Annotated in this window: 25 protein-coding genes; 20 read left to right on the plus strand and 5 right to left on the minus strand. The window is 39.1% G+C overall.

Annotated elements, in window-relative coordinates:
• Positions 1 to 32 precede the first annotated feature (32 nt).
• From ACHJH3_RS05470 to ACHJH3_RS05485, 4 genes are read left to right on the plus strand one after another with little or no spacing between them, the layout of a single operon-like run.
• Positions 33 to 1,124: a transglutaminase domain-containing protein gene (locus tag ACHJH3_RS05470; protein WP_407063913.1), complete on the plus strand. Its 1,092-nt coding sequence runs from the start codon at positions 33 to 35 to the stop codon at positions 1,122 to 1,124.
• Positions 1,121 to 1,444 (plus strand): aryl sulfotransferase, encoded by a 324-nt coding sequence (locus ACHJH3_RS05475; protein WP_407063914.1) that lies wholly within the window; start codon positions 1,121 to 1,123, stop codon positions 1,442 to 1,444. Before ACHJH3_RS05470 ends, ACHJH3_RS05475 begins: the two co-directional genes overlap by 4 nt.
• On the plus strand, positions 1,437 to 1,709 hold the full coding sequence (locus ACHJH3_RS05480) for a heavy-metal-associated domain-containing protein (protein WP_407063915.1): 273 nt from the start codon (positions 1,437 to 1,439) through the stop codon (positions 1,707 to 1,709). The genes ACHJH3_RS05475 and ACHJH3_RS05480 overlap by 8 nt, the downstream gene beginning before the upstream one ends.
• A 2-nt stretch (positions 1,710 to 1,711) precedes the next feature.
• Complete coding sequence (locus tag ACHJH3_RS05485) at positions 1,712 to 2,989, plus strand: M20/M25/M40 family metallo-hydrolase (RefSeq protein ID WP_407063916.1); 1,278 nt, start codon at positions 1,712 to 1,714, stop codon at positions 2,987 to 2,989.
• A 79-nt stretch (positions 2,990 to 3,068) separates the two neighbouring features.
• Here ACHJH3_RS05485 and nth read toward each other — a convergent pair whose 3' ends face one another.
• Entirely contained in the window at positions 3,069 to 3,701 is a 633-nt protein-coding gene (nth, locus tag ACHJH3_RS05490; protein ID WP_407063917.1) for an endonuclease III, read from the minus strand.
• Between the two features lie 110 nt (positions 3,702 to 3,811).
• Here nth and ACHJH3_RS05495 point away from each other — a divergent pair, with 110 nt between their 5' ends.
• From ACHJH3_RS05495 to ACHJH3_RS05525, 7 genes are read left to right on the plus strand one after another with little or no spacing between them, the layout of a single operon-like run.
• Complete coding sequence (locus tag ACHJH3_RS05495; protein WP_407063995.1) at positions 3,812 to 4,624, plus strand: peptidylprolyl isomerase; 813 nt, start codon at positions 3,812 to 3,814, stop codon at positions 4,622 to 4,624.
• A 10-nt stretch (positions 4,625 to 4,634) separates the two neighbouring features.
• Positions 4,635 to 5,699: a class II fructose-bisphosphate aldolase gene (fbaA, locus tag ACHJH3_RS05500; RefSeq protein ID WP_407063918.1), complete on the plus strand. Its 1,065-nt coding sequence runs from the start codon at positions 4,635 to 4,637 to the stop codon at positions 5,697 to 5,699.
• Between the two features lie 8 nt (positions 5,700 to 5,707).
• A complete protein-coding gene (locus ACHJH3_RS05505) occupies positions 5,708 to 7,036 on the plus strand; it encodes a MotA/TolQ/ExbB proton channel family protein (protein ID WP_173031254.1) in 1,329 nt (442 codons plus the stop codon).
• Positions 7,020 to 8,078: an OmpA family protein gene (locus ACHJH3_RS05510; RefSeq protein WP_407063919.1), complete on the plus strand. Its 1,059-nt coding sequence runs from the start codon at positions 7,020 to 7,022 to the stop codon at positions 8,076 to 8,078. The genes ACHJH3_RS05505 and ACHJH3_RS05510 overlap by 17 nt, the downstream gene beginning before the upstream one ends.
• The gene (locus ACHJH3_RS05515; protein WP_407063996.1) at positions 8,074 to 8,919 is read left to right on the plus strand and encodes a 1-aminocyclopropane-1-carboxylate deaminase; all 846 of its coding nucleotides are present in this window, start codon (positions 8,074 to 8,076) and stop codon (positions 8,917 to 8,919) included. Before ACHJH3_RS05510 ends, ACHJH3_RS05515 begins: the two co-directional genes overlap by 5 nt.
• Before the next feature lie 4 nt (positions 8,920 to 8,923).
• Positions 8,924 to 10,231: a histidinol dehydrogenase gene (gene hisD / locus ACHJH3_RS05520; protein ID WP_407063920.1), complete on the plus strand. Its 1,308-nt coding sequence runs from the start codon at positions 8,924 to 8,926 to the stop codon at positions 10,229 to 10,231.
• A gap of 49 nt (positions 10,232 to 10,280) precedes the next feature.
• Positions 10,281 to 11,033 (plus strand): flagellin, encoded by a 753-nt coding sequence (locus tag ACHJH3_RS05525; RefSeq protein ID WP_407063921.1) that lies wholly within the window; start codon positions 10,281 to 10,283, stop codon positions 11,031 to 11,033.
• 334 nt (positions 11,034 to 11,367) lie between these two features.
• On the opposite strand, the gene dnaK is transcribed toward ACHJH3_RS05525, so the two are convergent.
• From dnaK to ACHJH3_RS05540, 3 genes are all read right to left on the minus strand, one after another.
• Positions 11,368 to 13,251 (minus strand): molecular chaperone DnaK, encoded by a 1,884-nt coding sequence (gene dnaK, locus ACHJH3_RS05530; protein ID WP_407063922.1) that lies wholly within the window; start codon positions 13,249 to 13,251, stop codon positions 11,368 to 11,370.
• 131 nt (positions 13,252 to 13,382) lie between these two features.
• A complete protein-coding gene (gene grpE, locus ACHJH3_RS05535) occupies positions 13,383 to 13,907 on the minus strand; it encodes a nucleotide exchange factor GrpE (RefSeq protein ID WP_169942376.1) in 525 nt (174 codons plus the stop codon).
• A complete protein-coding gene (locus ACHJH3_RS05540) occupies positions 13,904 to 14,695 on the minus strand; it encodes an HrcA family transcriptional regulator (protein WP_407063923.1) in 792 nt (263 codons plus the stop codon). The genes grpE and ACHJH3_RS05540 overlap by 4 nt, the downstream gene beginning before the upstream one ends.
• Before the next feature lie 316 nt (positions 14,696 to 15,011).
• Here ACHJH3_RS05540 and ACHJH3_RS05545 point away from each other — a divergent pair, with 316 nt between their 5' ends.
• Together ACHJH3_RS05545 and ACHJH3_RS05550 are read left to right on the plus strand one after the other, a co-directional pair.
• On the plus strand, positions 15,012 to 15,266 hold the full coding sequence (locus tag ACHJH3_RS05545; protein WP_169942380.1) for a helix-turn-helix domain-containing protein: 255 nt from the start codon (positions 15,012 to 15,014) through the stop codon (positions 15,264 to 15,266).
• Positions 15,259 to 15,450: a hypothetical protein gene (locus ACHJH3_RS05550; protein WP_407063924.1), complete on the plus strand. Its 192-nt coding sequence runs from the start codon at positions 15,259 to 15,261 to the stop codon at positions 15,448 to 15,450. Before ACHJH3_RS05545 ends, ACHJH3_RS05550 begins: the two co-directional genes overlap by 8 nt.
• A 51-nt stretch (positions 15,451 to 15,501) precedes the next feature.
• Here the strand turns inward: ACHJH3_RS05550 and rpsO are convergent, their stop codons facing one another.
• A complete protein-coding gene (gene rpsO / locus ACHJH3_RS05555; RefSeq protein ID WP_407063925.1) occupies positions 15,502 to 15,774 on the minus strand; it encodes a 30S ribosomal protein S15 in 273 nt (90 codons plus the stop codon).
• 138 nt (positions 15,775 to 15,912) lie between these two features.
• Between rpsO and ACHJH3_RS05560 the strand changes: the two genes are divergently transcribed.
• Genes ACHJH3_RS05560 through ACHJH3_RS05590 form a run of 7 tightly spaced genes read left to right on the plus strand, consistent with a single transcriptional unit; the run spans position 15,913 to position 21,348 of the window.
• Positions 15,913 to 16,317 carry an RrF2 family transcriptional regulator gene (locus ACHJH3_RS05560; RefSeq protein ID WP_407063926.1) on the plus strand — a complete coding sequence of 135 codons (405 nt, stop codon included), beginning with the start codon at positions 15,913 to 15,915 and terminating at the stop codon, positions 16,315 to 16,317.
• A 2-nt stretch (positions 16,318 to 16,319) separates the two neighbouring features.
• Positions 16,320 to 18,482 (plus strand): flagellar biosynthesis protein FlhA, encoded by a 2,163-nt coding sequence (flhA, locus tag ACHJH3_RS05565; RefSeq protein ID WP_407063927.1) that lies wholly within the window; start codon positions 16,320 to 16,322, stop codon positions 18,480 to 18,482.
• Between the two features lie 9 nt (positions 18,483 to 18,491).
• The gene (locus ACHJH3_RS05570; RefSeq protein WP_407063928.1) at positions 18,492 to 19,514 is read left to right on the plus strand and encodes a DHH family phosphoesterase; all 1,023 of its coding nucleotides are present in this window, start codon (positions 18,492 to 18,494) and stop codon (positions 19,512 to 19,514) included.
• Complete coding sequence (locus ACHJH3_RS05575) at positions 19,511 to 19,738, plus strand: hypothetical protein (protein WP_407063929.1); 228 nt, start codon at positions 19,511 to 19,513, stop codon at positions 19,736 to 19,738. The genes ACHJH3_RS05570 and ACHJH3_RS05575 overlap by 4 nt, the downstream gene beginning before the upstream one ends.
• A gap of 19 nt (positions 19,739 to 19,757) precedes the next feature.
• Positions 19,758 to 19,928, plus strand: a complete 171-nt coding sequence (locus ACHJH3_RS05580) for a hypothetical protein (protein WP_254064895.1) — start codon at positions 19,758 to 19,760, stop codon at positions 19,926 to 19,928.
• Positions 19,925 to 20,818: a tRNA 5-methoxyuridine(34)/uridine 5-oxyacetic acid(34) synthase CmoB gene (gene cmoB / locus ACHJH3_RS05585; RefSeq protein ID WP_407063930.1), complete on the plus strand. Its 894-nt coding sequence runs from the start codon at positions 19,925 to 19,927 to the stop codon at positions 20,816 to 20,818. The genes ACHJH3_RS05580 and cmoB overlap by 4 nt, the downstream gene beginning before the upstream one ends.
• A gap of 8 nt (positions 20,819 to 20,826) precedes the next feature.
• A complete protein-coding gene (locus ACHJH3_RS05590; RefSeq protein ID WP_407063931.1) occupies positions 20,827 to 21,348 on the plus strand; it encodes a PaaI family thioesterase in 522 nt (173 codons plus the stop codon).
• Positions 21,349 to 21,396: the final 48 nt, after the last annotated feature.

Below are 21,396 nucleotides of genomic sequence, written 5' to 3' on the forward strand. Positions count from 1 at the left end.
GCGGTGCAACTATATTTATACAAGGCATTTTCATGCAAAGACGTGATTTTTTCAAATTTAGTGCTGTTGTCGGTGCGGCTAGTTTTGCGCCTAATGTTGTTTTAGCTAATAGTGAGGCGATTAAGACGCCTAACAAAAATAGAATTTTTGACGTTAGCTTAAAGCATAGTTTAAAAGAGCAGGGTAAGCTTAGCAGGCTTTGGGTTCCGCTTCTTGTCGGTAACGAATATCAGCAGCTGGTAAGCAACTATGATGTATCGACAAACGCAAAAGAATACTATATCTCAGATCTTGTGATACCTACGCTTTATGCGGGCTTTAACGAAAACGAAAAAGATGCGAATTTAGAGCTTAAATTTCGTGTTCGGACACAGGAGAGAAATACCGATTTTAGCAAGGTAAATTTCAACGAAAACGAAAAACTTAGCCCTGAAGTTGAGTTTTTCTTAAAACCTACCAAACAAATTCCAAATACAGGCATAGTAAAGCAAAAAGCCGAAGAGATCGTAAAGGGAATTAACGGCGATCTTGAAAAGGCAAAAGCGATATATACTTGGGTGGCAAATACTATGGAGCGCGATAATAGCGTCATAGGATGCGGTCTAGGAGATGTAAAGGCGATACTTGAAAGCGGAAAGCTCGTGGGCAAATGCACCGATATAAACTCCGTTTTCGTAGGGCTTTGCAGAGCGGTTGGCATACCTGCTAGAGAGCTTTTTGGCATAAGAGTCGGTCAAAGCAGATTTTCAAAAGAGATGGGCAAGGCGGATGAAAACGGACTTGCTAAAATTTCAGGCGGACAGCATTGCAGGGCGGAATTTTATCTTAAGGGATACGGCTGGATACCCGTAGATCCTGCCGATGTTACTAAAGTGCGTCTGGGCGAAAAGCTAAGCAATAGCGATGAGAGGCTAAGCAAAATTCGCGAATATCTCTTTGGTAACTGGGAGATGTGCTGGGTAGGCTTTAACTACGGACGCGACTTCATCTTAAAGCCAGAGCCCGAGCAGATTCCGCTAAACAACTTCGGCTATCCGTATGCGGAAACTGACGGAAATACGGCAAATTATTATTCGCCAAAAGAATTTAGCTACGACTATACCGCACAAGAGTTAAAAGCTTGAGAAGTGTATTTTTAGCTATCGCTTCGATAATAAGTGCCTTTGCGGCTACACTTTGTTGCTTGCCGGCACTTGTTTTTTTGATATTTGGATCTACATTTACTCTTTTTGGTTTTACCGAGCAGCTAAGCGAATTTAGAGGGATTTTAAGTATTCTTGCTCTTGTTTGCTTGACTCTTTCTATATTTTATTTTTTTAAAAAAGATAGAAGTTGTTCACTTAAAAAAACGGGCAAAAAATGGCTTTTGATATACGTTTTTTTAGCTGTTTTTGTGTTTATTTTGCTATCATATCCTGAAGTTTTGGGAGCTATCTATGCGTAAATTTATCGCTCTTGTCTTGCTTTGCACTTTTGCATTTGCCGATCAAAAAGTTGTTATTTTGGTTGAGGAGATGCACTGTCCGCTTTGTACGGCTATGGTTAGAAAAGCGCTACTAAAAGTAGATGGCGTAAAAGAAGTAAAGGCTAGTTTGCGCGATAAGACGGCAGTTGTTAAGACGCTTAAAGATATAAGCGAGCAACAACTCTTAGACGCGGTAGCAACAACAGGCTATAAAGGTAAGATAATAAACAACTTAAAGGAGTAGAAATGCAAAAAAATGACGTTATGAGCGACTTTAAAAAGCTTTGTGAAATTCCTCACTGTAGCTATGAGACAGAACAGATGAGAGAATTCTTGGTCGAATTTGCCAAATCTCAAGGCTTTAATGTAGATGTGGACGAGCTTGGAAATATACACGCTCACAAGGGAAATCCTAAAATTTGCCTTCAAAGCCACTATGATATGGTTTGCGTAGGTGCTGCTCCAAAGCTAGAGCTTATCGAAGAAAACGGGATTTTAAGAGCTAAAAACTCAACTTTAGGTGCAGATAACGGCATAGGCGTAGCCATGATGATGGGTGCGATGAGAGAGTTTGCGAATTTAGAGTGTCTGTTTACAAATGATGAAGAGGTTGGGCTTGTAGGCGCAAATGGATTTAAAAGTAAGATTATTTCTCCAAATTTGTTAAATTTAGACAGCGAAGAGGATGATCGTGTGACTTTAGGCTGCGCAGGCGGTATAAACGTAAGCGCAAAGGTAAGCGATGAAAAAGTTAAAAAAAGCGGAAAAGTTTATGAAGTAAGCGTTACCGGACTTCCCGGTGGTCACTCGGGTAATGAAATTCATAAAAACATCCCGAGCTCCATAAAGATAATCGGCAAATTTTTAGCCGAAAACGGTTGTGAGCTGATCAGCCTTGACTTTGGCGAAAGAAGCAACTCTATCCCTGCAAATGCAAGATGCAAGGTGCTTTGCGCGCAAGAGCTAAAATCAGACAGCCTTGTAGAAGTAGTCGCTCTTAATGAAGATAGTGCTGAGGTGCTGGCTCACAGCGGTAAAATTTTAGCCCTTATTAACTCCTTCCCGCAAGGCGTAAGAAGCTATAATGTCGAGCTAAATATGGTAAATAACAGTATCAACCTCTCAACCGTCAAGCAAAAAGACGGCTTGGTGGAATTTGACTTCTTCGGTAGAGCGATGACTAGAGAGGGGCTTGATATCGTAGGTTTTGAGACTAAGACATTAGCCGATGCTCTTGGATTTGACGTTAGTGTAAGAGATCGTTCGGCTAACTGGAGTCCGTCTATTAGCGAATTTAGCGAAGTAGTGCTTGAAGAGCTTAAGAAATTTAAGCCTGAAGCTAAATTTTCAGCCGTTCACGCAGGGCTTGAATGCGGAATTTTAGTAAGCAAGCAGCCTGGGCTTGAAGCTTGCTCTATCGGACCGAACATCCACTCGCCTCACTCGGTAAATGAGCGCTGCGAGATAGAGTCTGTCCAGATGATGGATAAGGTAGTAAGAAATATAATCGCTCGTTTTCAATAATCTTTAATAACCTAGCTACGGTATTTTAAGCATTGTATACCGTAGCTATTTTAAAATTTGCAAGACAATTAAATTTAAGCTAAATTCTCTTATCCTTGCTCTTGCAAAGGTCGTTTAAAAAGCACTCGTCGCAATTTGGCCTAATCGCCTTACAGGTGTATCTGCCAAAAAGCACCATTGCTTGATGAAGCGTGTTTAAATCTGTTTTGAAAGATTTTGTTAGATCCAGCTCCACTCCTTCAGGCGTTTTGGCTTTGCTTAAACCTAGCCTATGAGATACGCGAAATACGTGCGTATCTACCGCCATTAAATTTGCTCCGTTGTGCTCGATAAGAACTACGTGAGCCGTCTTTTGTCCGACACCCGCTAAGCTTACCAGCTCTTTTTCGCTAAGCGGAATTTCACCGCCAAAATTCTCCATTACGCTTTTTGCCATTTTGATTAAATTTTGGGCTTTGTTATTAAAAAAACTACAGCTTTGTATAAGTATTTTCACGCTTGCCAAGTTTGCGTTTGCCATACTTTTTATATCGGGATAGCTTTTAAAAAGTTCAGGCGTTATTAAATTTACTCGCTTATCCGTGCACTGAGCAGATAACATAACGCACACCAAAAGCTCGTAAAGATTGTTAAATTTAAGCTCGCTTCTTGCGTCTTTAAAATGGAGTAAAAACTGCTCTTTGATCGCTTTTATATCTTTTTTTGTTCTCATATCGGGCTACTTTAAGTCCTTTTAGTAAAAATTTTTAATAAATTATAACCTAACATTTATCAGTTTCTTGCTATAATTTTAAACAAATTTTTTAAAAAGGAATAAGCATGATGAATAAAGTTTTATTCGGGGCTTTAAGTTTGGCTGCGGCCGTAAGTCTAAACGCAGCAGTTTATGCAACTGTTGACGGTATGAATATCGAGGATAAGGATGTGGCTATAACTCTTGGCGCAATGCCAGGCGTGCATTTGCAACAACTTCCTGCGGATACTCAAAGAAAAGTTATAGATGAGACTATCAGCAGAAAACTTCTTGCAAAAGAGGCTAAAAAAAGCGGCGTAGAGAAAGAAGCGCAGTTTAAAGAGGCTCTTGAAGAGGCAAAAGACGCTATTATGCTTGATATATGGATGAAGAAAATTTATGATGATATCAAAGTAAGCGAAACTGATATAAAAGCATTTTACGATAAGAATAAAGAGCAGTTTTCAATCCCAGCTCAAGCTAAAGCTAAACATATCCTAGTAGCTGACGAGAAGGCTGCAAACGAGATAATAGCTCAACTAAAAAATCTAAAAGGCGACGCTCTTGTGGCTAAATTTATGGAGCTTGCAAAATCAAAATCAATTGATCAAGGCTCGGGCGCTAACGGTGGAGAGCTTGGCTGGTTTGGTCAATCTCAAATGGTTAAACCATTCGCCGATGCGGCATTTGCACTTAAAAAAGGCGAAATCACTACAAAACCTGTTCAATCGCAATTTGGCTACCATGTAATCTTAAAAGAAGATAGCAAAGTTGCAGGAGCGGTTCCTTTAAACGAGGCAAAAGGACAGATTGAAGCCGGCTTAAAGATGGAAAAATTTAGAGACGAGATGAGAAAAAGAGGCGATGCTCTTCGCTCTAAAGCAAAAATAGAATATAAATAAGAGGTGTAAAATGGGTGTTTTAGATATAGTAAAGCCGGGAGTTTTGGTAGGCGATGATGTAAATAAACTCTATAACTATGCCAAGCAAGAGGGATTTGCGATCCCTGCCGTAAATGTCGTAGGAAGCGACTCGGTAAATGCCGTATTGGAATCGGCGAAGAAGGCTAACTCACCCGTTATCATTCAGTTTTCAAACGGAGGAGCGGCGTTTTATGCGGGCAAAGCCTGCCAAAACGCTGCGGTACTGGGTGCAGTAGCTGGAGCTTCGCATGTGCATATGCTGGCTAAAGCTTACGGAGTGCCTGTAATCCTTCATACCGATCATGCGGCTAGAAAGCTGCTTCCTTGGATAGATGAGCTTATCAAATTTAGTCGCGATTATAAGAAATTTCATTCAACTCCGCTTTTTAGCTCTCATATGCTTGATCTTAGTGAAGAGAGCTTGGAAGATAACATAAGCACTTGCGAAAAGTATCTAGCCGAGCTTAGCGAGCTGGGTATCAGCCTTGAGATAGAGCTTGGCGTAACTGGAGGAGAAGAGGACGGCGTGGATAACACGGGAGTTGATAACGCGCTTCTTTATACTCAGCCTGAAGATGTGGCTCTTGCCTACGAAAGGCTTAGCAAGATAAGCGATAGATTTAGCATAGCGGCTAGTTTTGGCAACGTACATGGGGTCTATAAACCCGGAAACGTAGTGCTAAGACCTGAAATTTTAAAGAATTCTCAAGAGTATGTTGCTAATAAATTTAATACTTCTTGCAAAAATCCCGTAAATTTCGTCTTTCACGGCGGAAGCGGAAGCGAGCTAAAAGATATCAAAGATGCCGTTAGCTACGGAGTTGTCAAGATGAATATCGACACCGATACACAGTGGGCGTTTTGGGATGGAGTAAGAGGATATGAGCTGGAGCATAGAGCCTATCTGCAAGGACAGATCGGAAACCCTGAAGGCGAAGATAAGCCGAATAAAAAATACTATGATCCGCGCAAATGGTTAAGATGCGGCGAAGAGAGTATGGTTAATCGTTTGATGGTAGCCTTTGAGGATCTAAACTGCTTAAATAAAAACTAGGCTTAAGTATGGATGTCAAAAATAACGCATTTGCCGACTTGGCTATCCCTGAAACCAAGGGCAGGAGAGCGTCTTTTGTCTATCTTAAGATAGTTTTTGTACCCGTTCTTATCTATGTAGTAGCGCTTCTTGGTTATTTTAAAAAGATAAATTTCGATATCGGACTTCACACCGTCATTATGATGGGTGTGATACTTGTCGTTGCGCTAATCTTTGCTAAACATAGCGCCGAGCTTGCTTGCTGCTATTTTGAGCAAAGCGGAGCTGACTTCAAGCGAAGTCTCAAAGAATACATCATTAAGCATCTTTTGGTGATCGGCAAAGACACCAAATCAAATGCCAGCTTTGATGATTTTGTAGCCTACTACACAAGAAATTTAAGAAATGAAAATTTCGCTTCGGTCGGAGCGGGAATTTTCCCTATGCTTGGAATTTTAGGAACATTTATAAGCATAGCTATCTCAATGCCCGAGTTTAACTCATCAAACACAGTCGGTCTTGAAAAGGAAATTTCTATCCTTTTAAGCGGTGTTGCGACTGCGTTTTACGTTTCTATTTACGGAATTTTTCTTGCGCTTTGGTGGATATTTTTTGAGCGATATGGGATGAGCAAATTTGAAACTCTCGTTAGACGGCAAAAAAACGCCACGAGTGATTTTTTCTGGAGCAAGGAAGAGATCGATAAACGCTATTTGCAGCAGAGCTTAACGCACTTTGAAAAGATTGGAGTTATCTTTGAGCATGTGAGCAATCAGGAGTTTTTTACCGAGCTTGATAGAGCTATAAACAAGAAATTTCAAATTTTTACCGACATTTTAAAGGCCGAAGAAAATGCGGTTAAGCTTAGCAGTGAAAGCGTAAAGCAAACGATGAATACGCTACTAAAGACGACAAAAGAGCAAAGGGATTTGGTTAAAATTCATAGCGAAATTTTAAACGTCATCAATCAATTTAATCGCAACATCAAAGATATGCAGATAAAATTTTCAGAGCAATACAATAGACTTTATGAAGTCGGCGGCGATCAAATTTCACGTCTTGAACGAAGCGTGAGCGAAATTCAAAGCGGAGTTATGAGCTTTAATAATTCGCTTCATATATTTAGCAATGAAATTTTAGAAAAGCAAAAGCAAGCTATGGACGGCTTTAAGGACTCTTTGATAGACGGAGTGCAAGCTTTTAAAACGGCTTTTGACGATGAAGCTAGCTTGGCATACGAAGATAACAGTACGCTTATTAGCGAGCTTAGAAAAGATATTATGAAACTTGATGAAGAGGCTAGTGAAATCCTTGAAAGCATAGAAAAAACAAGCATATTAGATGAAGATAGAAGATAAAAGACACAATTCCGATCAGACATTTTGGATATCTTATGCCGATTTGATGGCCGGGCTCATGTTTGTCTTTATGCTGATAATCGGTGCGGTAGTCGTCAAATACGTCCTTACGCAAAGCGATATAGCGCGCCTTCAAGTAAATTTAAAATCCCAAGAGCAAAATCTTACTATAGCTCAAAAAGAGCTTAGAAACAAAGAGGCTCTTATACAAAATATCTTTTCGAATTTAAACACCGCAAAGCTTGAAAACCAAGAATTAGCAGAGATAAACGAGCTTATAAACGAGCGCTTGCGCAGGATAAGAGATGAAAAATCACGCCTTGAAAATATTACTTCAGCTTATGCACATAAGCTTGATGATGCAAATAAGACGATTGAAAATTTGGATCTGCAGGTTAAAGAACTTATAATAAGCCTTAGCGAAAAAGAACGCCAAGTAAGCGAGCTTTTGGCAAGTCTTGAGGCTCAAGGATTGAGGTATGAAAATCTTGAAAAAGATTACAACGATACTAAAACGCAGATTAAAAATTTAGGTCTTTTGCACTCAAACGTCATCTCAAATTTGCGCTCTAAGCTTGGCGATAAGGTTCATATCGATCCTGCTTCAGGAGTTGTTGCTCTGCCAAATTCGATACTTTTTGATGTTGGCTCGCACACTCTTAAAGAAGAGTCAAAAGAGAAGCTTAAAGAGATCTTGCAGAGTTACTTTGAAGCTGTTTTAAATAGCGATGAAATTCGCAAACATATCGATAAGATAGTAATCGAAGGGCACACCGACTCGGTAGGAAGCTATCTGTACAACCTTGATCTGTCGCAAAAGCGCGCTTATGAAGTGCTTGAGTTTATATACTCTTGGAATAGCGATAAGAGATTAGAAGAGTATCTTATCGCTAGCGGGCGTAGTTTTAGCGATCTTATCATGAAAGACGGCAAGGAAGATGCCGAGGCTTCAAGGCGGATTGAGATTAAGATTTCAATCTCGGATAAAGAAGCCATGAGAGAGATCGAAGAGTTTTTGGAGCGACAAAATAAAAAATATTGAGCCTATCAAATTTAGAAATCTTAGCTTTTATCTGCTTAGGGATGATCTTATCGGATGCGAATTTAACGGCAATAAAGCCAGAAAGCTTGAGTATTTTTTAAATTCAAACCTAAACGGCGTCAAAAGAGTAGTAAGCCACGGCTCAAGTCAGTCAAATGCGATGTATAGCTTAAGCGTGTTTGCCAAGATGAAAGGGCTTGAGTTTTGTTACGTAGTATCTCATCTAAGCTCAAGTTTGAAGGAAAATCCTATCGGAAATTTCAAATTCGCTTTGCAAAACGGCATGAAGCTTTTTATAGATGAAGATAGAGAAGCTAAAGCAAAAGAGCTTGCAAGCGACAAAGAAGCGCTTTTTATAAATGAAGGCGTAGCACAGCCCGAGGCTGAAGCGGGTTTTATAACTCAAGCTAGAGAGATAGAAAGTTGGGCTAGCGGTAGCGACAAAACGGTTGATATATTTTTGCCATCAGGAACCGGAACGAGTTCGGCTTATCTTGCAAAGCACACTAAATTTAGAGTGCTAACCTGTCCTTGCGTGGGGGATGAGGAGTATTTAAGGGAGCAAATTTCGGCTCTTGATTTGAATTCAAAGGTTGAAATTTTAAATCCGCCAAAGAAGTATCACTTCGGAGATTTGAAATTTGAGCTTTATGAAATTTGGCAAGAAATTTTAAAAGAGACAAAGATAGAATTTGATCTCATATACGATCCTGTGGGGCTTATAACTCTTTTTTCAAATTTGGATAAATTTGAAAACGAGATTTTATATATCCATCAGGGCGGAATCTTGGGCAATATCAGCCAAAAGCTTAGATATGAAAGAAAGATAAATAGAAGGTGATAAGATGAAATTTTTACTTACAAGCGATGAGAATTTTAAAGATAGCTTTAAACAGCTGGTAAATCGCTCGGATATGGATATGGGAAGCGTAACTCCTGTTGTTTTGGAAATTTTAAACGATGTGAAAAAAAACGGCGACGCGGCTCTTTTTGAACAGGTTGGCAAATTCGATCGCTGGAAGCCAAATGAAGCGGATTTTAAAATAGATCCTGTCGATATGCAAAGAGCCTATGACGGAATAGATGATTCATTAAGACACGCTTTGAATTTAGCCTATGATCGCATTAAGGCTTATCATGAAAAAAGCCTTCCTCAAACATGGACACAAAAGGACGATCAAGGAGTTCTTTTGGGAGCTAAATATACGCCCGTAGATAGAGCGGGGCTTTATATACCTGGCGGAAAGGCGGCATATCCAAGCTCGCTTCTTATGAACGCTATACCTGCCATAGTTGCAGGGGTTAAGCAGATAGTCGTGTGCACTCCTGCCGTTGAAGGCAAGGTAAATAAGCTGCTTTTGGCGGCGATGCATATTTGTGGCATCAAAGAGGCTTATAAGGTAGGCGGAGCGAGCGCTATTGCCGCTATGGCGTATGGAACAAATTTGATAAAAAAAGTAGATGTTATAACGGGTCCCGGAAATATCTATGTGGCCACTGCTAAAAAGCTTGTTTATGGTGAAGTAAATATCGACATGATAGCGGGACCTAGTGAGATAGGAGTGATAGCCGATGAGAGCGCAAATCCTCGCCATATAGCTATAGATATGCTAAGTCAAGCGGAGCATGACGAGCTTGCCAGTGCGTTTTTGATAACTCCAAACCAAGCTTTCGCCGCGCAGGTTCAAAGGTGTATAAACGAGGAGCTAAAAAGCTTGCAACGAGAATCAATCGCAAGAGCCAGCATAGAGAATAAAAGCGCGATTATCGTAGCTCGCGATATAAAAGAGTGCGTTGATCTGATGAACGAACTGGCGGTTGAACATCTTGAGATAGCCACAAATGACGCTATGGAGATTATGAGTGATATAAGGCATGCGGGCGCTATATTTATAGGGCACTTTACGCCTGAGGCTATGGGTGATTATCTTGCAGGACCAAACCATACTTTACCTACCGGAGGAAGCGCTAGATTTTACTCTCCTCTGGGTGTTGAAAATTTTATTAAAAAAAGCTCTATCATATCCGTTAGCGCAAAAGGCATCACGGAGCTCGGGCAAGCTTGCATGAAGCTTGCGGAGGCTGAGGGATTGACTGCGCATAAGCGATCGGTTGAAATTAGATATAACGAGCTAACGGGCATTGGTTTATAAGAAATTTATGAGCCTATCTGTATAATGAGTAAAAAAATAGGAGATTTATATGAAACTTGGAAATAATTTTGCAAGCACTCAAAATCAGTATCTGGATCAAGCAAAAAACGCAACTCAAAAAGCCCTAAACAACATAGCGGCAAATCGTGCTATAAGCGGCGAGGACAGTGCGAATTTGATTATAGCGGATAATTTAAGAAGTCAAAGTTCGGCTTTAGAGCAGGGCATAGCTAATGCAAACGACGCTATCGCGATACTTCAGATAGCGGATTCTACGCTTGAAAACATAACCAAAAGTGCCGATAGGATAAATGAACTATCCGTTAAAATGAATAGCCCCATACTAAATCAAGATCAAAGAAATATGCTAACTCGCGAGGCAAATGCTCTTACGCAATCTATGCAAGATAGTATCGCGCAAGCTAGCTTTAACGGTAAAAATATATTTTCTGAAAATTTGAGCTTTTTTATGGGAGATAAAACCGCAAGCGTGAATTTATCGAGTGTGAATTTAAAGAATTTGGATATAAACGATCAGCAAAGTGTGGTTGATTTTATATCTTCGATCAACTCTCTTCGCTCCGAGATAGGCTCTACTCAAAACGGAATTTTTTCAAGCATAAACGCAAGTTTAGCTAAAAATACCGCGCTAAGAGCAAGCGAAGCTAATTTATTAAATGATGATTTAGCAAAAAACATCGGTTCTTTGAATTCAAACACTATCAAGCTTAACGCTTCTATATTTGCTCAAATTCACAATACTTCAAATTTGCAAAATCAAGTCGCAAGGCTACTTGGGTAAAATTAAATGGAGAGTTTAAGCTCTTCATTTTTTAAATTTCTGCTTCATTTCATCTATAAAATTCTGATTATAAAAGCGTATCGGTTTTGCATAGTATGCCACGCGTAAAACACTTTGTACAAGTTTTTGCAAGTTAGAAGCTCTGATGAGTTTTATATGGCGAGAGTAAGCGCAATTTGCAACAGGCTTAAGAAAAAGCTTATAGCGATCTTGGAAATCAAGCCGTTGCAGCTGTGGGTCATAGTAGATATAGTAAAACTTATTTGAAAGAATTTGTGGTTTGTATGAGCTGAGATAAAATTTAAGGGGCGAAGCCACCCCTTAAATTTCTATATTATTCGACTTCAGCGTCAATTACGTCGTCATCCTTTTTCTTGTTTGCTCCGCCGCTTTGCTCGCCGGCTTGAGCGTTGTCTTTCTTATACATCGCTTCTGCTAGTTTGTGGCTTGCTTCGCTAAGTGCCTTTACCTTAGCGTCTATCTGCTCTTTACTTGAGTTTTCATCTTTTAGAGTCTCTTTTAACGAATTCAAAGCGCTTTCGATATTTGCTCTATCTTCACTTGAAATTTTATCTCCAAGCTCGTTTAGGCTCTTTTCTGTTTGGTGAGCTAGTGAATCGGCTTGATTTCTTGCTTCAACCGCCTCTTTGCGTTTTTTATCATCTTCCTTATGAAGCTCTGCGTCTTTTACCATCTTGTTTATCTCGTCATCACTTAGTCCACTTGAACCCGAAATCGTGATGTTTTGAGCTTTACCTGTCGCCTTATCTTTAGCTGAAACAGTTAAAATTCCGTTTGCGTCAATGTCGAATTCAACCTCTATTTGAGGCACTCCGCGAGGAGCAGGCGGGATGCCTTCAAGGTTGAATTGCCCAAGAGATTTATTATCTCTTCCAAATTCTCTCTCACCTTGAAGCACGTGTATGGTAACTGCACTTTGATTATCTTCGGCTGTTGAGAACACTTGGTTTTTCTTGACAGGTATAGTTGTACCTTTTTCTATGATCTTTGTCATCACGCCGCCAAGTGTTTCGATACCAAGGCTTAGCGGAGTAACGTCAAGAAGCAATACGTCTTTTACGTCGCCTTTGATAACCGCACCTTGTATCGCCGCACCTATGGCAACCACTTCATCAGGGTTTACGGATTTATTTAGCTCTTTGCCGAAAGCCTTTTTAACCTCTTCTTGAACTAGCGGCACGCGTGTAGAACCACCAACCATAACGATCTCTTTTACTTCGGATTTGTTTAATCCCGCCTCTTTTACAACCTCGTTAATCTTGTTAATCGTTTCTCCTACAAGATCATCGATCATGCTTTCAAATTTTGCTCTTGTAAGCTTTTTAACAAGGTGCTTAGGACCTGTCGCGTCAGCCGTGATAAATGGTAAATTTATCTCTGTTTCTTGAGCGGAGCTAAGCTCTTTTTTGGCATTTTCGGCAGCTTCTTTTAGTCTTTGAAGTGCCATTACATCGCCTTTTAGATCAATTCCGTTTTCTTTTTTGAACTCGTCAGCCAACCAATCTATCAAGCGATTATCAAAGTCATCGCCTCCCAAGAACGCATTACCTCCTGTTGAGAGAACCTCTACTACGTTATCGCCTGTTTCAAGAACCGTTACGTCAAAAGTACCGCCACCAAGGTCATAAACTACTATTTTTTCAGCCTCTTTTTTGTCAAGCCCGTATGCAAGAGCGGCTGCCGTAGGCTCGTTTATGATACGAAGCACGTTTAGTCCCGCTATCGTGCCTGCTTCTTTTGTTGCTTTTCTTTGACTGTCGTTAAAGTAAGCAGGTACTGTTATAACAGCATCTACAACGCTCTCTCCAAGATATGCTTCGGCATCTTCTTTTAGCTTCATTAAGACTTTAGCCGAAATTTCTTGCGGAGTATATACCTTGCCGGCTATCTCGATAGCGCAAGCGCCGTTTCTATCCACCACGTGGTATGGCAAGCGAATTTTAGCCTCTTTTGCGGCATCTTCGTTACTCATAAGACCCATAATTCTTTTTATAGAGTAGATGGTCTTTTCCGGATTTGTTACCGCTTGACGTTTTGCGCTGTCGCCTACTAAAACCTCTCCTTTATCTGTAAAAGCCACAACAGAAGGAGTTGTGTTTTTGCCCTCTTTGTTTTGTATAACCTTGCTTTCGCCTCTTTCATAGACACTTACGCAAGAGTTTGTCGTACCAAGGTCTATTCCTATAACTTTTCCCATTGTTTTTCCTTTATTTTAGATTTTTATTTCAATTTTATTTTATATTTTCGCTATTTTTAAAATTTAGCGCAACTTTAGCTTAAATTTAACGCGTTTTTCAACTAAGCATTAATCTTTAACACTAAGCCAAATCACTTAGCCACAGAAACCATTGCGGGACGCAAAATTCTACCGTTTATAAGGTAGCCTTTTTGTATCACTTGCACGATCGCACCGCTTTCGTGAGCATCGCTTTCAACCCTCATCATGGCATTGTGCACATTCGGATCAAATTCACCATCCGTGCTAATAGCCGTTACGCCGTGCTTTTCAAAGCATTTTTTAAACTGGTCTATAGTGATATTGATGCCCTCTTTGATTTTGGCTGCAAATTCATCGCCTTCAGGGTTGAAATTCGCCGCCATTTCCAGAGCGTCAATCACCGGCAAAAGATCTCTTGCAAATTTTTCGTTAGCATAATTTACTAGATCAACTTTTTCTTTTTCAAATCGTTTTTTGATATTTTCAAAATCAGCATTGGCTCTGTAATACTTATCCGTTAGCTCATCAATTTGCTTTTGAAGCTCAAGATTTTTTAGATTATCATCGCCAAAGCTAATGCTCTCATCGCTACCTTCATCAGGTATTAGATCTTGTGCTTTTATCTCTTCACTCATGCCGCATCCTTTATATAGTTAAAAAATTTCTCATAATCCGTATAAACGCTTCCCGCACAAATCATCTTAGCCTCATCGCCAAGATATTTCACGTCTTGCTTTATACCGATATACCCGTCGTCAAAAAGCGGAGAAAACGCTAAATTTGAGCCCATTAACCGCTCAAAGCCGGGATCTAATATCATTTTAAATCTCTCGTCTTTAAACATGCTAAATGCTATTTTTTCATTTTCCTGAAAATAAATTTTCGTTCTCTTTAACTCTTTGATTCTGTTTTTAAGCTCGTTTAATCCTACTTGAGACGCTATCTCCTCAAGTCTATCCAAGCTAATTCCTAAAAGATTGCTTAAAAATTTCTCGACTCTACGATCAAATTTAAGAGCAATCTCGTCACTACTAAAATTTAAAACTAAAAATCTATCGTTTAAGTTCAAAATTTCTTCTAAAATTTGATACTTATTACCATAAATCATACAATAAATCTCAAAATCTCTGGCGAGTTCTTTCAAAAAATACTCATCTGAAATTTCAAGCTCTTTGTCAAAGCTAAGATGGGTTTGCCAATATGCGTTCATAGTTGAGGCAGTAGGTATCCTTCCTCCACTTATATGAAGCTGTGTGATGGCTCCTTCATCTGATAGTTTTTTAAAATAAACCCTGATAGTCGAAGCTGGAATCGCTACTGACATACGAGAGCAAAGCTCGCTTGAACCAATTGGTGAATTGTCATTCAAATAAGCTTTTATGATAGATTGCAGTATCAAATCTCTCTTGCCGGTTTTTATCATATTAGCACTCTTTTATTTTAATTGCTAGAAGAATTATACAATATTGAGTTAGATATTGTCAAGTATATAAATTAAAAGATTTTATTTAGATAACTTTAGCCTTATATACTCATATTTTAATTAACAAGGAAAGTATTGTCTTTTGGATATTAGATTTATCAAATTTGTATATATTTAAATAAATTTATACGAAATAATGTATAAAATAATATAAATAAAATATAAAATATAATATAAAATAGATTTTATATAAATTATTTTCATTATATTATAATAATTTATGTATATTTAATAATATAAACTGTATAATCACACAATGGTAGAGATAAGCGATATTTTTAATTTGTTGCACAATGCTGTCGAATCAAAAAATATGGGTAAGAAAATTTCACAAGCCCAAATGGCAAAACGCCTTGGAGTATCAATGAGAACTTATCAGGACTGGAAGCTTGGAATTTCAAAGCCTCAAGCCGCTATTGCAGTGTGTCAGCTTCTTTGTGAGCTTGATGATGAAGATGTCGTGTATGTAGTTAAAAAAATAAGAAAATTGATAGGAAATTTAGATGGATAGATTAACACAAAAAGAAAGAGCGCATCTTGAAGAGGTTTTTGCAGCAATTTATGCAAACAGAGGATCAAAAATTAAAAACATCTATGAGTGGTCACATAAAAAGATAGTTGTAAGTTTTAATAAATTTAAAAGCAGGGTAAATAAAAATATAAATTTAAAGAATCTTGTTTTTAGATCAAAATAAAATATATAGGTTTTGTTTTTGAAGAAGAAAGCCTCAAAAGAGGCTTATTGATTATTTATCTCTTAAATTAAGCTCAGATATAAGTTTTGAATACGCTGTATAGTCTTTGTTTTTAAGATATTTTAAAAGACGTTTTCTGCGACCGACTAGTTTTAAAAGACCAAGTCTTGAAGAAAAATCCTTCTTAAATACTTTCAAGTGCTCTGTAAGCTCAGCAATTCTCGCACTTAGGAGAGCTATTTGAACCTCAGGCGAACCTGTGTCGTTTTCTTTTCTAGCGAATTTCGCAACTATTTCTGCTTTTTTAGCCGAATCCAAAGCCATAATGACCTCCTGATTGGTGAAATTAAAAAAGCCGATTATATCATAAAATTTAAAAATTTGCTAAAATATCTCAAAAATTACTATTTAATCAAATTTGCAGATAGTTTTTTATAAAATACAACCAAAAAAGGAGAATTTGTGCTTTTTACAAAAGCCAGCGAATACGCTTTGCTCTCGCTTATATACATCTCTCAAAAGGACTCTCCCGTGGATGTCGATACGATGTCAAACGAGCTTGGAATTTCAAAAAGTTTTTTAGCAAAAATTTTACAAGGGCTTGCCAGAGAGAAAATTTTGATATCTTTTAAAGGCGCAAACGGAGGCTTTTTGCTGGCCAATGCTCCTGAAAATATAAGCATTAAGCGTATATTTGAAAGCGCGGAAAAGCGCAAAACGGCAGTATTTGAATGCTCTTCGTCGCTTGAGGATTGCCCTAGCAATCAAGGCGCTATGTGTAAAATTTGGTCGACGTTTAACACTCTTCAAATTCAAATCGATGATTTCTTAGACACGATAAAACTGTCACACATCATTAAGAAGTAGCCTTGGCTCAAAAAAAACGTAATATCCTAACTCTGGTTGCACCGTTTATCGAGCCTATATTAAGGCTTAAGGGTCTAGCGATAGTAGGCGTGATAATGGCGATTTTAGCTATTATCATAGTTCCGCTTCCAAGTGCGGTGCTTGATTTTTTCCTTGCGCTTTCGCTATCTATCTCGGTTTTGATAATTTTAATCTCGGTTTACATACCAAAACCTACCGACCTTAGCACCTTTCCGACGCTAATTCTTATCGTTACGCTCTTTCGGCTTTCTTTAAATATCGCAACGACAAGAATGATATTAAGCGAAGGACACAACGGTCCTGACGCGGTTAGCGAGATCATTTCAAGCTTTGGGCAGTTTGTCGTAGGCGGCAACTACGTAATCGGTATTATCGTTTTTACTATTTTAGTGCTTATAAATTTTATGGTCGTTACTAAGGGCTCTACTCGCGTTTCGGAAGTGCAGGCTCGTTTTACTCTTGATGCGATGCCCGGCAAGCAGATGGCTATAGATGCCGATCTTAACGCAGGACTCATAGATGAAAAAACAGCGCGCGAGAGGCGCGAATCCATAATCGCCGAAGCGAATTTCTACGGAGCGATGGACGGTTCGTCTAAATTTATAAAGGGCGACGCCGTAGCGGGCATTATCATCACTCTTATAAATATCATCGGCGGCTTTTTAATCGGCGCTTTTCAACATGATATGGACATGGCAAGCGCGGCTCAAACATACACTATACTTACCATAGGAGACGGGCTTGTAAGTCAAATTCCGGGACTCATCACATCAACCGCAACCGCTATCATCATAACCAGAGCTAGTAAAGATGAAGAAAATTTCGCAGAGGGAGTGCTAACTCAACTTTTGGGCGAATACAAAACCTTGCTGATTGTTGGCTTTATACTGTTTATGTTTGCTTTGGTTCCGGGACTTCCTACGCTTTCGCTTGGCTTTATGGGACTGCTTTTTTTGGGTATCGGATACGTTATGAAGCAGACGCAAGAGGGTAAAATTTCTATCTTGCCTGCTTCAAAAACACAGGCCACGCAAGAGCAAAACGCTCAGCAAGCCGCTACTCAAAAAATTCCTAAAAAGAGCGATGAGGAGATAGCGCGCGAAGAGGAAGCAAAGATAAATGATATATTAAAGCTTGAAATTTTAGAGCTTGATCTTGGTTATGGATTGCTAAAACTAGCCGATAACGATCTGATCGAGAGAATTCGTGCTATGCGGCGTAATATCGCTACCCAGCTTGGCTTTTTAATGCCAAAAATTCGTATAAGAGATAATCTTCAGCTCCCGCCAAACGAGTATCGCTTTAAGCTAAAGGGTATCGTAATAGGCCAGGGTGAAATTTACGCGGATAAATTTCTAGCCATGGATAGCGGACTGGTTAGCGATACTATCGAAGGAATCGCTACTAAAGAGCCTGCATTTGGGCTTGATGCGCTGTGGATTGATTCAAGCGTGAAGGAAGACGCTATCTTAAGCGGATATACGATAGTTGATCCTGCAAGCGTGATATCAACGCATATGAGCGAGCTTATCAAGCAAAATTCAGCCGAGCTTTTAACTCGCCAAGAGGTGCAAAACCTGCTTGACAAGCTTAAAAAAGAGTATCCTGTTATCGTTGAAGATACGCTTAGAATAGCGCCTATCGGGCTTATACAAAAGGTTTTAAAAGCTCTTTTAAAAGACTCAATTCCTATAAAAGATATGCTTAGCATACTTGAATCTCTTAGCGATATAGTCGAAGTTAGCAAAAACATTGATATGATCATCGAACATGTGCGCTCAAATTTGGCTCGCGCGATAACTTCGATGTATGTAGATGAGAGCGGAAGGCTAAATTTTTATATCATCGAAGCTTCTGCACAGCAAAAGTTAATAGACGCCGTGCAGTATAAAGATGGAGCTTATCATTTGATGATAAATGTCGCTCAAACTTCGGCTATCGTTCAAGCCCTCAGAGACGCAAGGACTAGACGTGCGCTTTCGGAGCACGGAGCTATGGTGCTTTGCGTTGAGCCAAGTCTTAGAAAATTTATAGCCGATATCTGCACGAATTTTGGCATAGATATCGTGGTGCTTAGCTTCGCCGAGGTTACGCCAAATACGCCTTTTGAAACGCTTGGCACGATTGAGATTGAAAATTTATAAAGGAAAAAGATGACGATACACCACCTCTCTCACACCGATCTTGATGGATACGGCGCGCAGACTATCACGGCGCACTATTTTAAAGATGTGAAATTTTATAACTCAAACTACGGGCGTGAGATCGATGAGAAATTTAGTGAAATTTTGGATAATTTGAATGACGAAAAAGCGATTGTTTTGATAACGGATTTAAATTTAACCGTTACTCAATGCGAAGAATTCGAAAAAGCGCTTGACGGTAAAAACGCCAAGCTGATCTTGCTTGATCATCACCAAAGCGGAGCGGAGTGTGCGAGCAAATTTGGCTGGTATTTCCTCGATAGCTCAAGGTGTGCTACTAAGATAACGCATGATTTTTTTGCAGGAATTTACGGAGTTGACGAGAGCCTTAAGAAATTTAGCGATGTAGTAAATGCCGTTGATATATGGCTTAAGGATGATGAAAATTTTGAGATGGGCAAGGTCTGCTTGGGTCTTGTTGCAAATGCAAAAGAGATAAATAAAGTGATGTTTGAGCAAGCGAGCTTTGAGTATATAAGCTACCTTATCTCAAGAGCGAGAGAGTTTTTTAATGACAAAAACGACTATATCGGACTTGATGAGGCTGTGTTTGGGTTTAAAAAAGAGTTTTTTAGAGCAGACAAAGACGACACGCTAAGTAACCTTATATCAAGCTATGTTGTGAAGCTACTAAGCGAAAACAAAGAAAAATTTACGATTAGCTACAACGAATTTAGAGGAATTTTAACCTATAATATCGGAAATACTTCCGTGATAGGCAATGATTTTTTGGTTGCAAATGATGATATTGATTTTTTCATCGATGTTACGAATAAAAAAACGCTAAGTTTCAGAGCTAACGGCAAGGTTGATGTAAGCGCGATGGCTAAGCATCTGGTAAATGGCGGTGGACACGTAAACGCTAGCGGCGGGCTGTTTGCTGCGTTTAAAGATAGCTTTAATTATGAAAATATCAAGGCGCAGATGGTTGATCTTATAACTAAAAAAACTATGCAAAAGGAGCAAAAATGAGAGAAGAAGAGCTAAGTATAGATGAGTTAAGTTACGAACTTTCGGTCATGCTTGAGGGTATGCTTTATTACGCGGGCGTGAAAAAAGAGTGCTTGCAAGATGCAGCTGAAACTTATATAGAGTGCATTGAAGACGCTCTTGAAACAAGTGAAGCCGAGGGTGTTGATGAAGTCATCGAAGTAATTGAATATATGAAGAAAAAATACGTTAAATTTTTTAAATAAGTTTTAATAAATGAGCCTTATGAGACAAATTTTGCTTTTGATATCGGTTGGAATTTTGCTTGGCGGGTGCTTGTTCGTAAATGAGCGTGGAGTTTCTACGAATTATTATAATGATTGTAAAGAGTATTATGACGCTACGGGCACTTACCGCAAGGATTGCCCGAAAAATATAGTCGATTGGCCAAAATGAACTTAAACGAAATCAGAAATTTACGCCTAAAAGAGCTTCATAGCAAAATAAACGCTGAAATTTGGAAGCGAATTTGTGATATGAAAGAGCGTGAAAGCGAACTAAATTTCGGCGATTGTGTAGAAATTCGCTCAAATTTAAATGAAAGCGAGCGTGAAGATATCTTGGATATGGCGCTAAATTTGCGCTCGTGGCGCAAGGGTCCGTTTAAGATAGATGATATCTTTATCGACTCTGAGTGGCGAAGCTTTGTGAAATTTAACATCTTAAAGCCACATATGAATTTAGAGGGTAAAATCGTAGGCGACATAGGGTGCAATAACGGCTATTATCTATTTAAGATGCTGCCTTTTAAGCCGAAAAAATTGATTGGTTTTGACCCTAGCATAAATACGTTTATGCAGTTTAAATTTATCAATCGTTTTGTGCGCTCGAGTATTGATTATGAGCTGCTTGGGGTTGAGCATTTGCCGTATTATGAGCATAAATTTGACACGCTTTTTTGCTTGGGAGTGCTTTATCATAGAAGCGATCCGGTAAAGATGCTAAAAGAGCTAAAAGGCTCGTTAAATAAAGGCGGCGAGGTGTTTTTGGATACGATGTATATAGATATGCGCGGCGAATTTGCGCTGAGCCCTAAAAAGACATATTCAAAGATACCAAACATATATTTTGTGCCGACTATAGATGCGCTAACGGGTTGGTGCGAAAGAGCTAAATTTAAGGATATTGAAATTTTAGCTACAAAAGATACGGATTTTAGTGAGCAGAGAAAGACGGATTGGATTTTGGGTCAGAGTTTGGAAAATTTCTTAGATGAAAACGATCCGAATTTGACTATCGAAGGGTATCCTGCGCCAAAAAGAGTCTATCTAAAACTTGGAATTTAAGGAAAAGTATGAGTGAAAATATATTTGATGACAGTGTGCAAGAAAGCGTAATACTGCCCGAGGATGAAAATCCGTTTCGCAACGAGCTTAAAACATCTCCAAATATCAAGCTAAATTTAAGCGGAACAGTTACGGCGCTTGAGCCAAATCACGCTAAGACGAATTTTTTCGCTAGTAGCGAAATGGTGGCGGACAGTGAAGGGCTTATACATGGCGGATTTGTATTCTCTGCGGCTAGTTATGCGGCACTTGCTTCCGTAAATGAAACTCACAGCGTGATGATAGGAGCTAAAATTCACTTCTATGCCCCGACCAGACTTAACGAGATGATAGAATTTGATGCTCACGCTCACTTTGGCGAGAGCAAGAAACGTGAAGTAAGAGTAGTTGGAAGAACTAAAGATATAAAAGTTTTTGAAGGAACTTTTCAGATAGTTGTTTTAGAAGATCATATCTTTAAAATTTACAAAGACAATCTGCAAAAGCAAAGCGCTATAAGAAGGGCGGAGGAGAAGGCTAAAGAGCAGTAAAAGAGCGTGAATTTTTAGCGTTCTTAAAAAGATCAAATTATTTTATAT

Origin of the sequence: Campylobacter canis, from assembly GCF_045504005.1 — a bacterium.
Classification (GTDB): Bacteria; Campylobacterota; Campylobacteria; order Campylobacterales; family Campylobacteraceae; genus Campylobacter_A; species Campylobacter_A canis.

Coding starts and splice junctions, on each gene's coding strand:
- dnaK (WP_407063922.1), bottom strand. CDS start 13,251: ATGGGAAAAGTTATAGGAATAGACCTTGGTACGACAAACTCTTGCGTA.
- cmoB (WP_407063930.1), top strand. CDS start 19,925: ATGAACTTAAACGAAATCAGAAATTTACGCCTAAAAGAGCTTCATAGC.
- ACHJH3_RS05575 (WP_407063929.1), top strand. CDS start 19,511: ATGAGAGAAGAAGAGCTAAGTATAGATGAGTTAAGTTACGAACTTTCG.
- ACHJH3_RS05550 (WP_407063924.1), top strand. CDS start 15,259: ATGGATAGATTAACACAAAAAGAAAGAGCGCATCTTGAAGAGGTTTTT.
- fbaA (WP_407063918.1), top strand. CDS start 4,635: ATGGGTGTTTTAGATATAGTAAAGCCGGGAGTTTTGGTAGGCGATGAT.
- nth (WP_407063917.1), bottom strand. CDS start 3,701: ATGAGAACAAAAAAAGATATAAAAGCGATCAAAGAGCAGTTTTTACTC.
- ACHJH3_RS05510 (WP_407063919.1), top strand. CDS start 7,020: ATGAAGATAGAAGATAAAAGACACAATTCCGATCAGACATTTTGGATA.
- grpE (WP_169942376.1), bottom strand. CDS start 13,907: ATGAGTGAAGAGATAAAAGCACAAGATCTAATACCTGATGAAGGTAGC.
- ACHJH3_RS05485 (WP_407063916.1), top strand. CDS start 1,712: ATGCAAAAAAATGACGTTATGAGCGACTTTAAAAAGCTTTGTGAAATT.
- ACHJH3_RS05480 (WP_407063915.1), top strand. CDS start 1,437: ATGCGTAAATTTATCGCTCTTGTCTTGCTTTGCACTTTTGCATTTGCC.
- ACHJH3_RS05495 (WP_407063995.1), top strand. CDS start 3,812: ATGAATAAAGTTTTATTCGGGGCTTTAAGTTTGGCTGCGGCCGTAAGT.
- hisD (WP_407063920.1), top strand. CDS start 8,924: ATGAAATTTTTACTTACAAGCGATGAGAATTTTAAAGATAGCTTTAAA.
- ACHJH3_RS05545 (WP_169942380.1), top strand. CDS start 15,012: ATGGTAGAGATAAGCGATATTTTTAATTTGTTGCACAATGCTGTCGAA.
- ACHJH3_RS05505 (WP_173031254.1), top strand. CDS start 5,708: ATGGATGTCAAAAATAACGCATTTGCCGACTTGGCTATCCCTGAAACC.
- ACHJH3_RS05580 (WP_254064895.1), top strand. CDS start 19,758: ATGAGACAAATTTTGCTTTTGATATCGGTTGGAATTTTGCTTGGCGGG.
- rpsO (WP_407063925.1), bottom strand. CDS start 15,774: ATGGCTTTGGATTCGGCTAAAAAAGCAGAAATAGTTGCGAAATTCGCT.
- ACHJH3_RS05470 (WP_407063913.1), top strand. CDS start 33: ATGCAAAGACGTGATTTTTTCAAATTTAGTGCTGTTGTCGGTGCGGCT.
- ACHJH3_RS05525 (WP_407063921.1), top strand. CDS start 10,281: ATGAAACTTGGAAATAATTTTGCAAGCACTCAAAATCAGTATCTGGAT.
- ACHJH3_RS05570 (WP_407063928.1), top strand. CDS start 18,492: ATGACGATACACCACCTCTCTCACACCGATCTTGATGGATACGGCGCG.
- ACHJH3_RS05590 (WP_407063931.1), top strand. CDS start 20,827: ATGAGTGAAAATATATTTGATGACAGTGTGCAAGAAAGCGTAATACTG.
- ACHJH3_RS05540 (WP_407063923.1), bottom strand. CDS start 14,695: ATGATAAAAACCGGCAAGAGAGATTTGATACTGCAATCTATCATAAAA.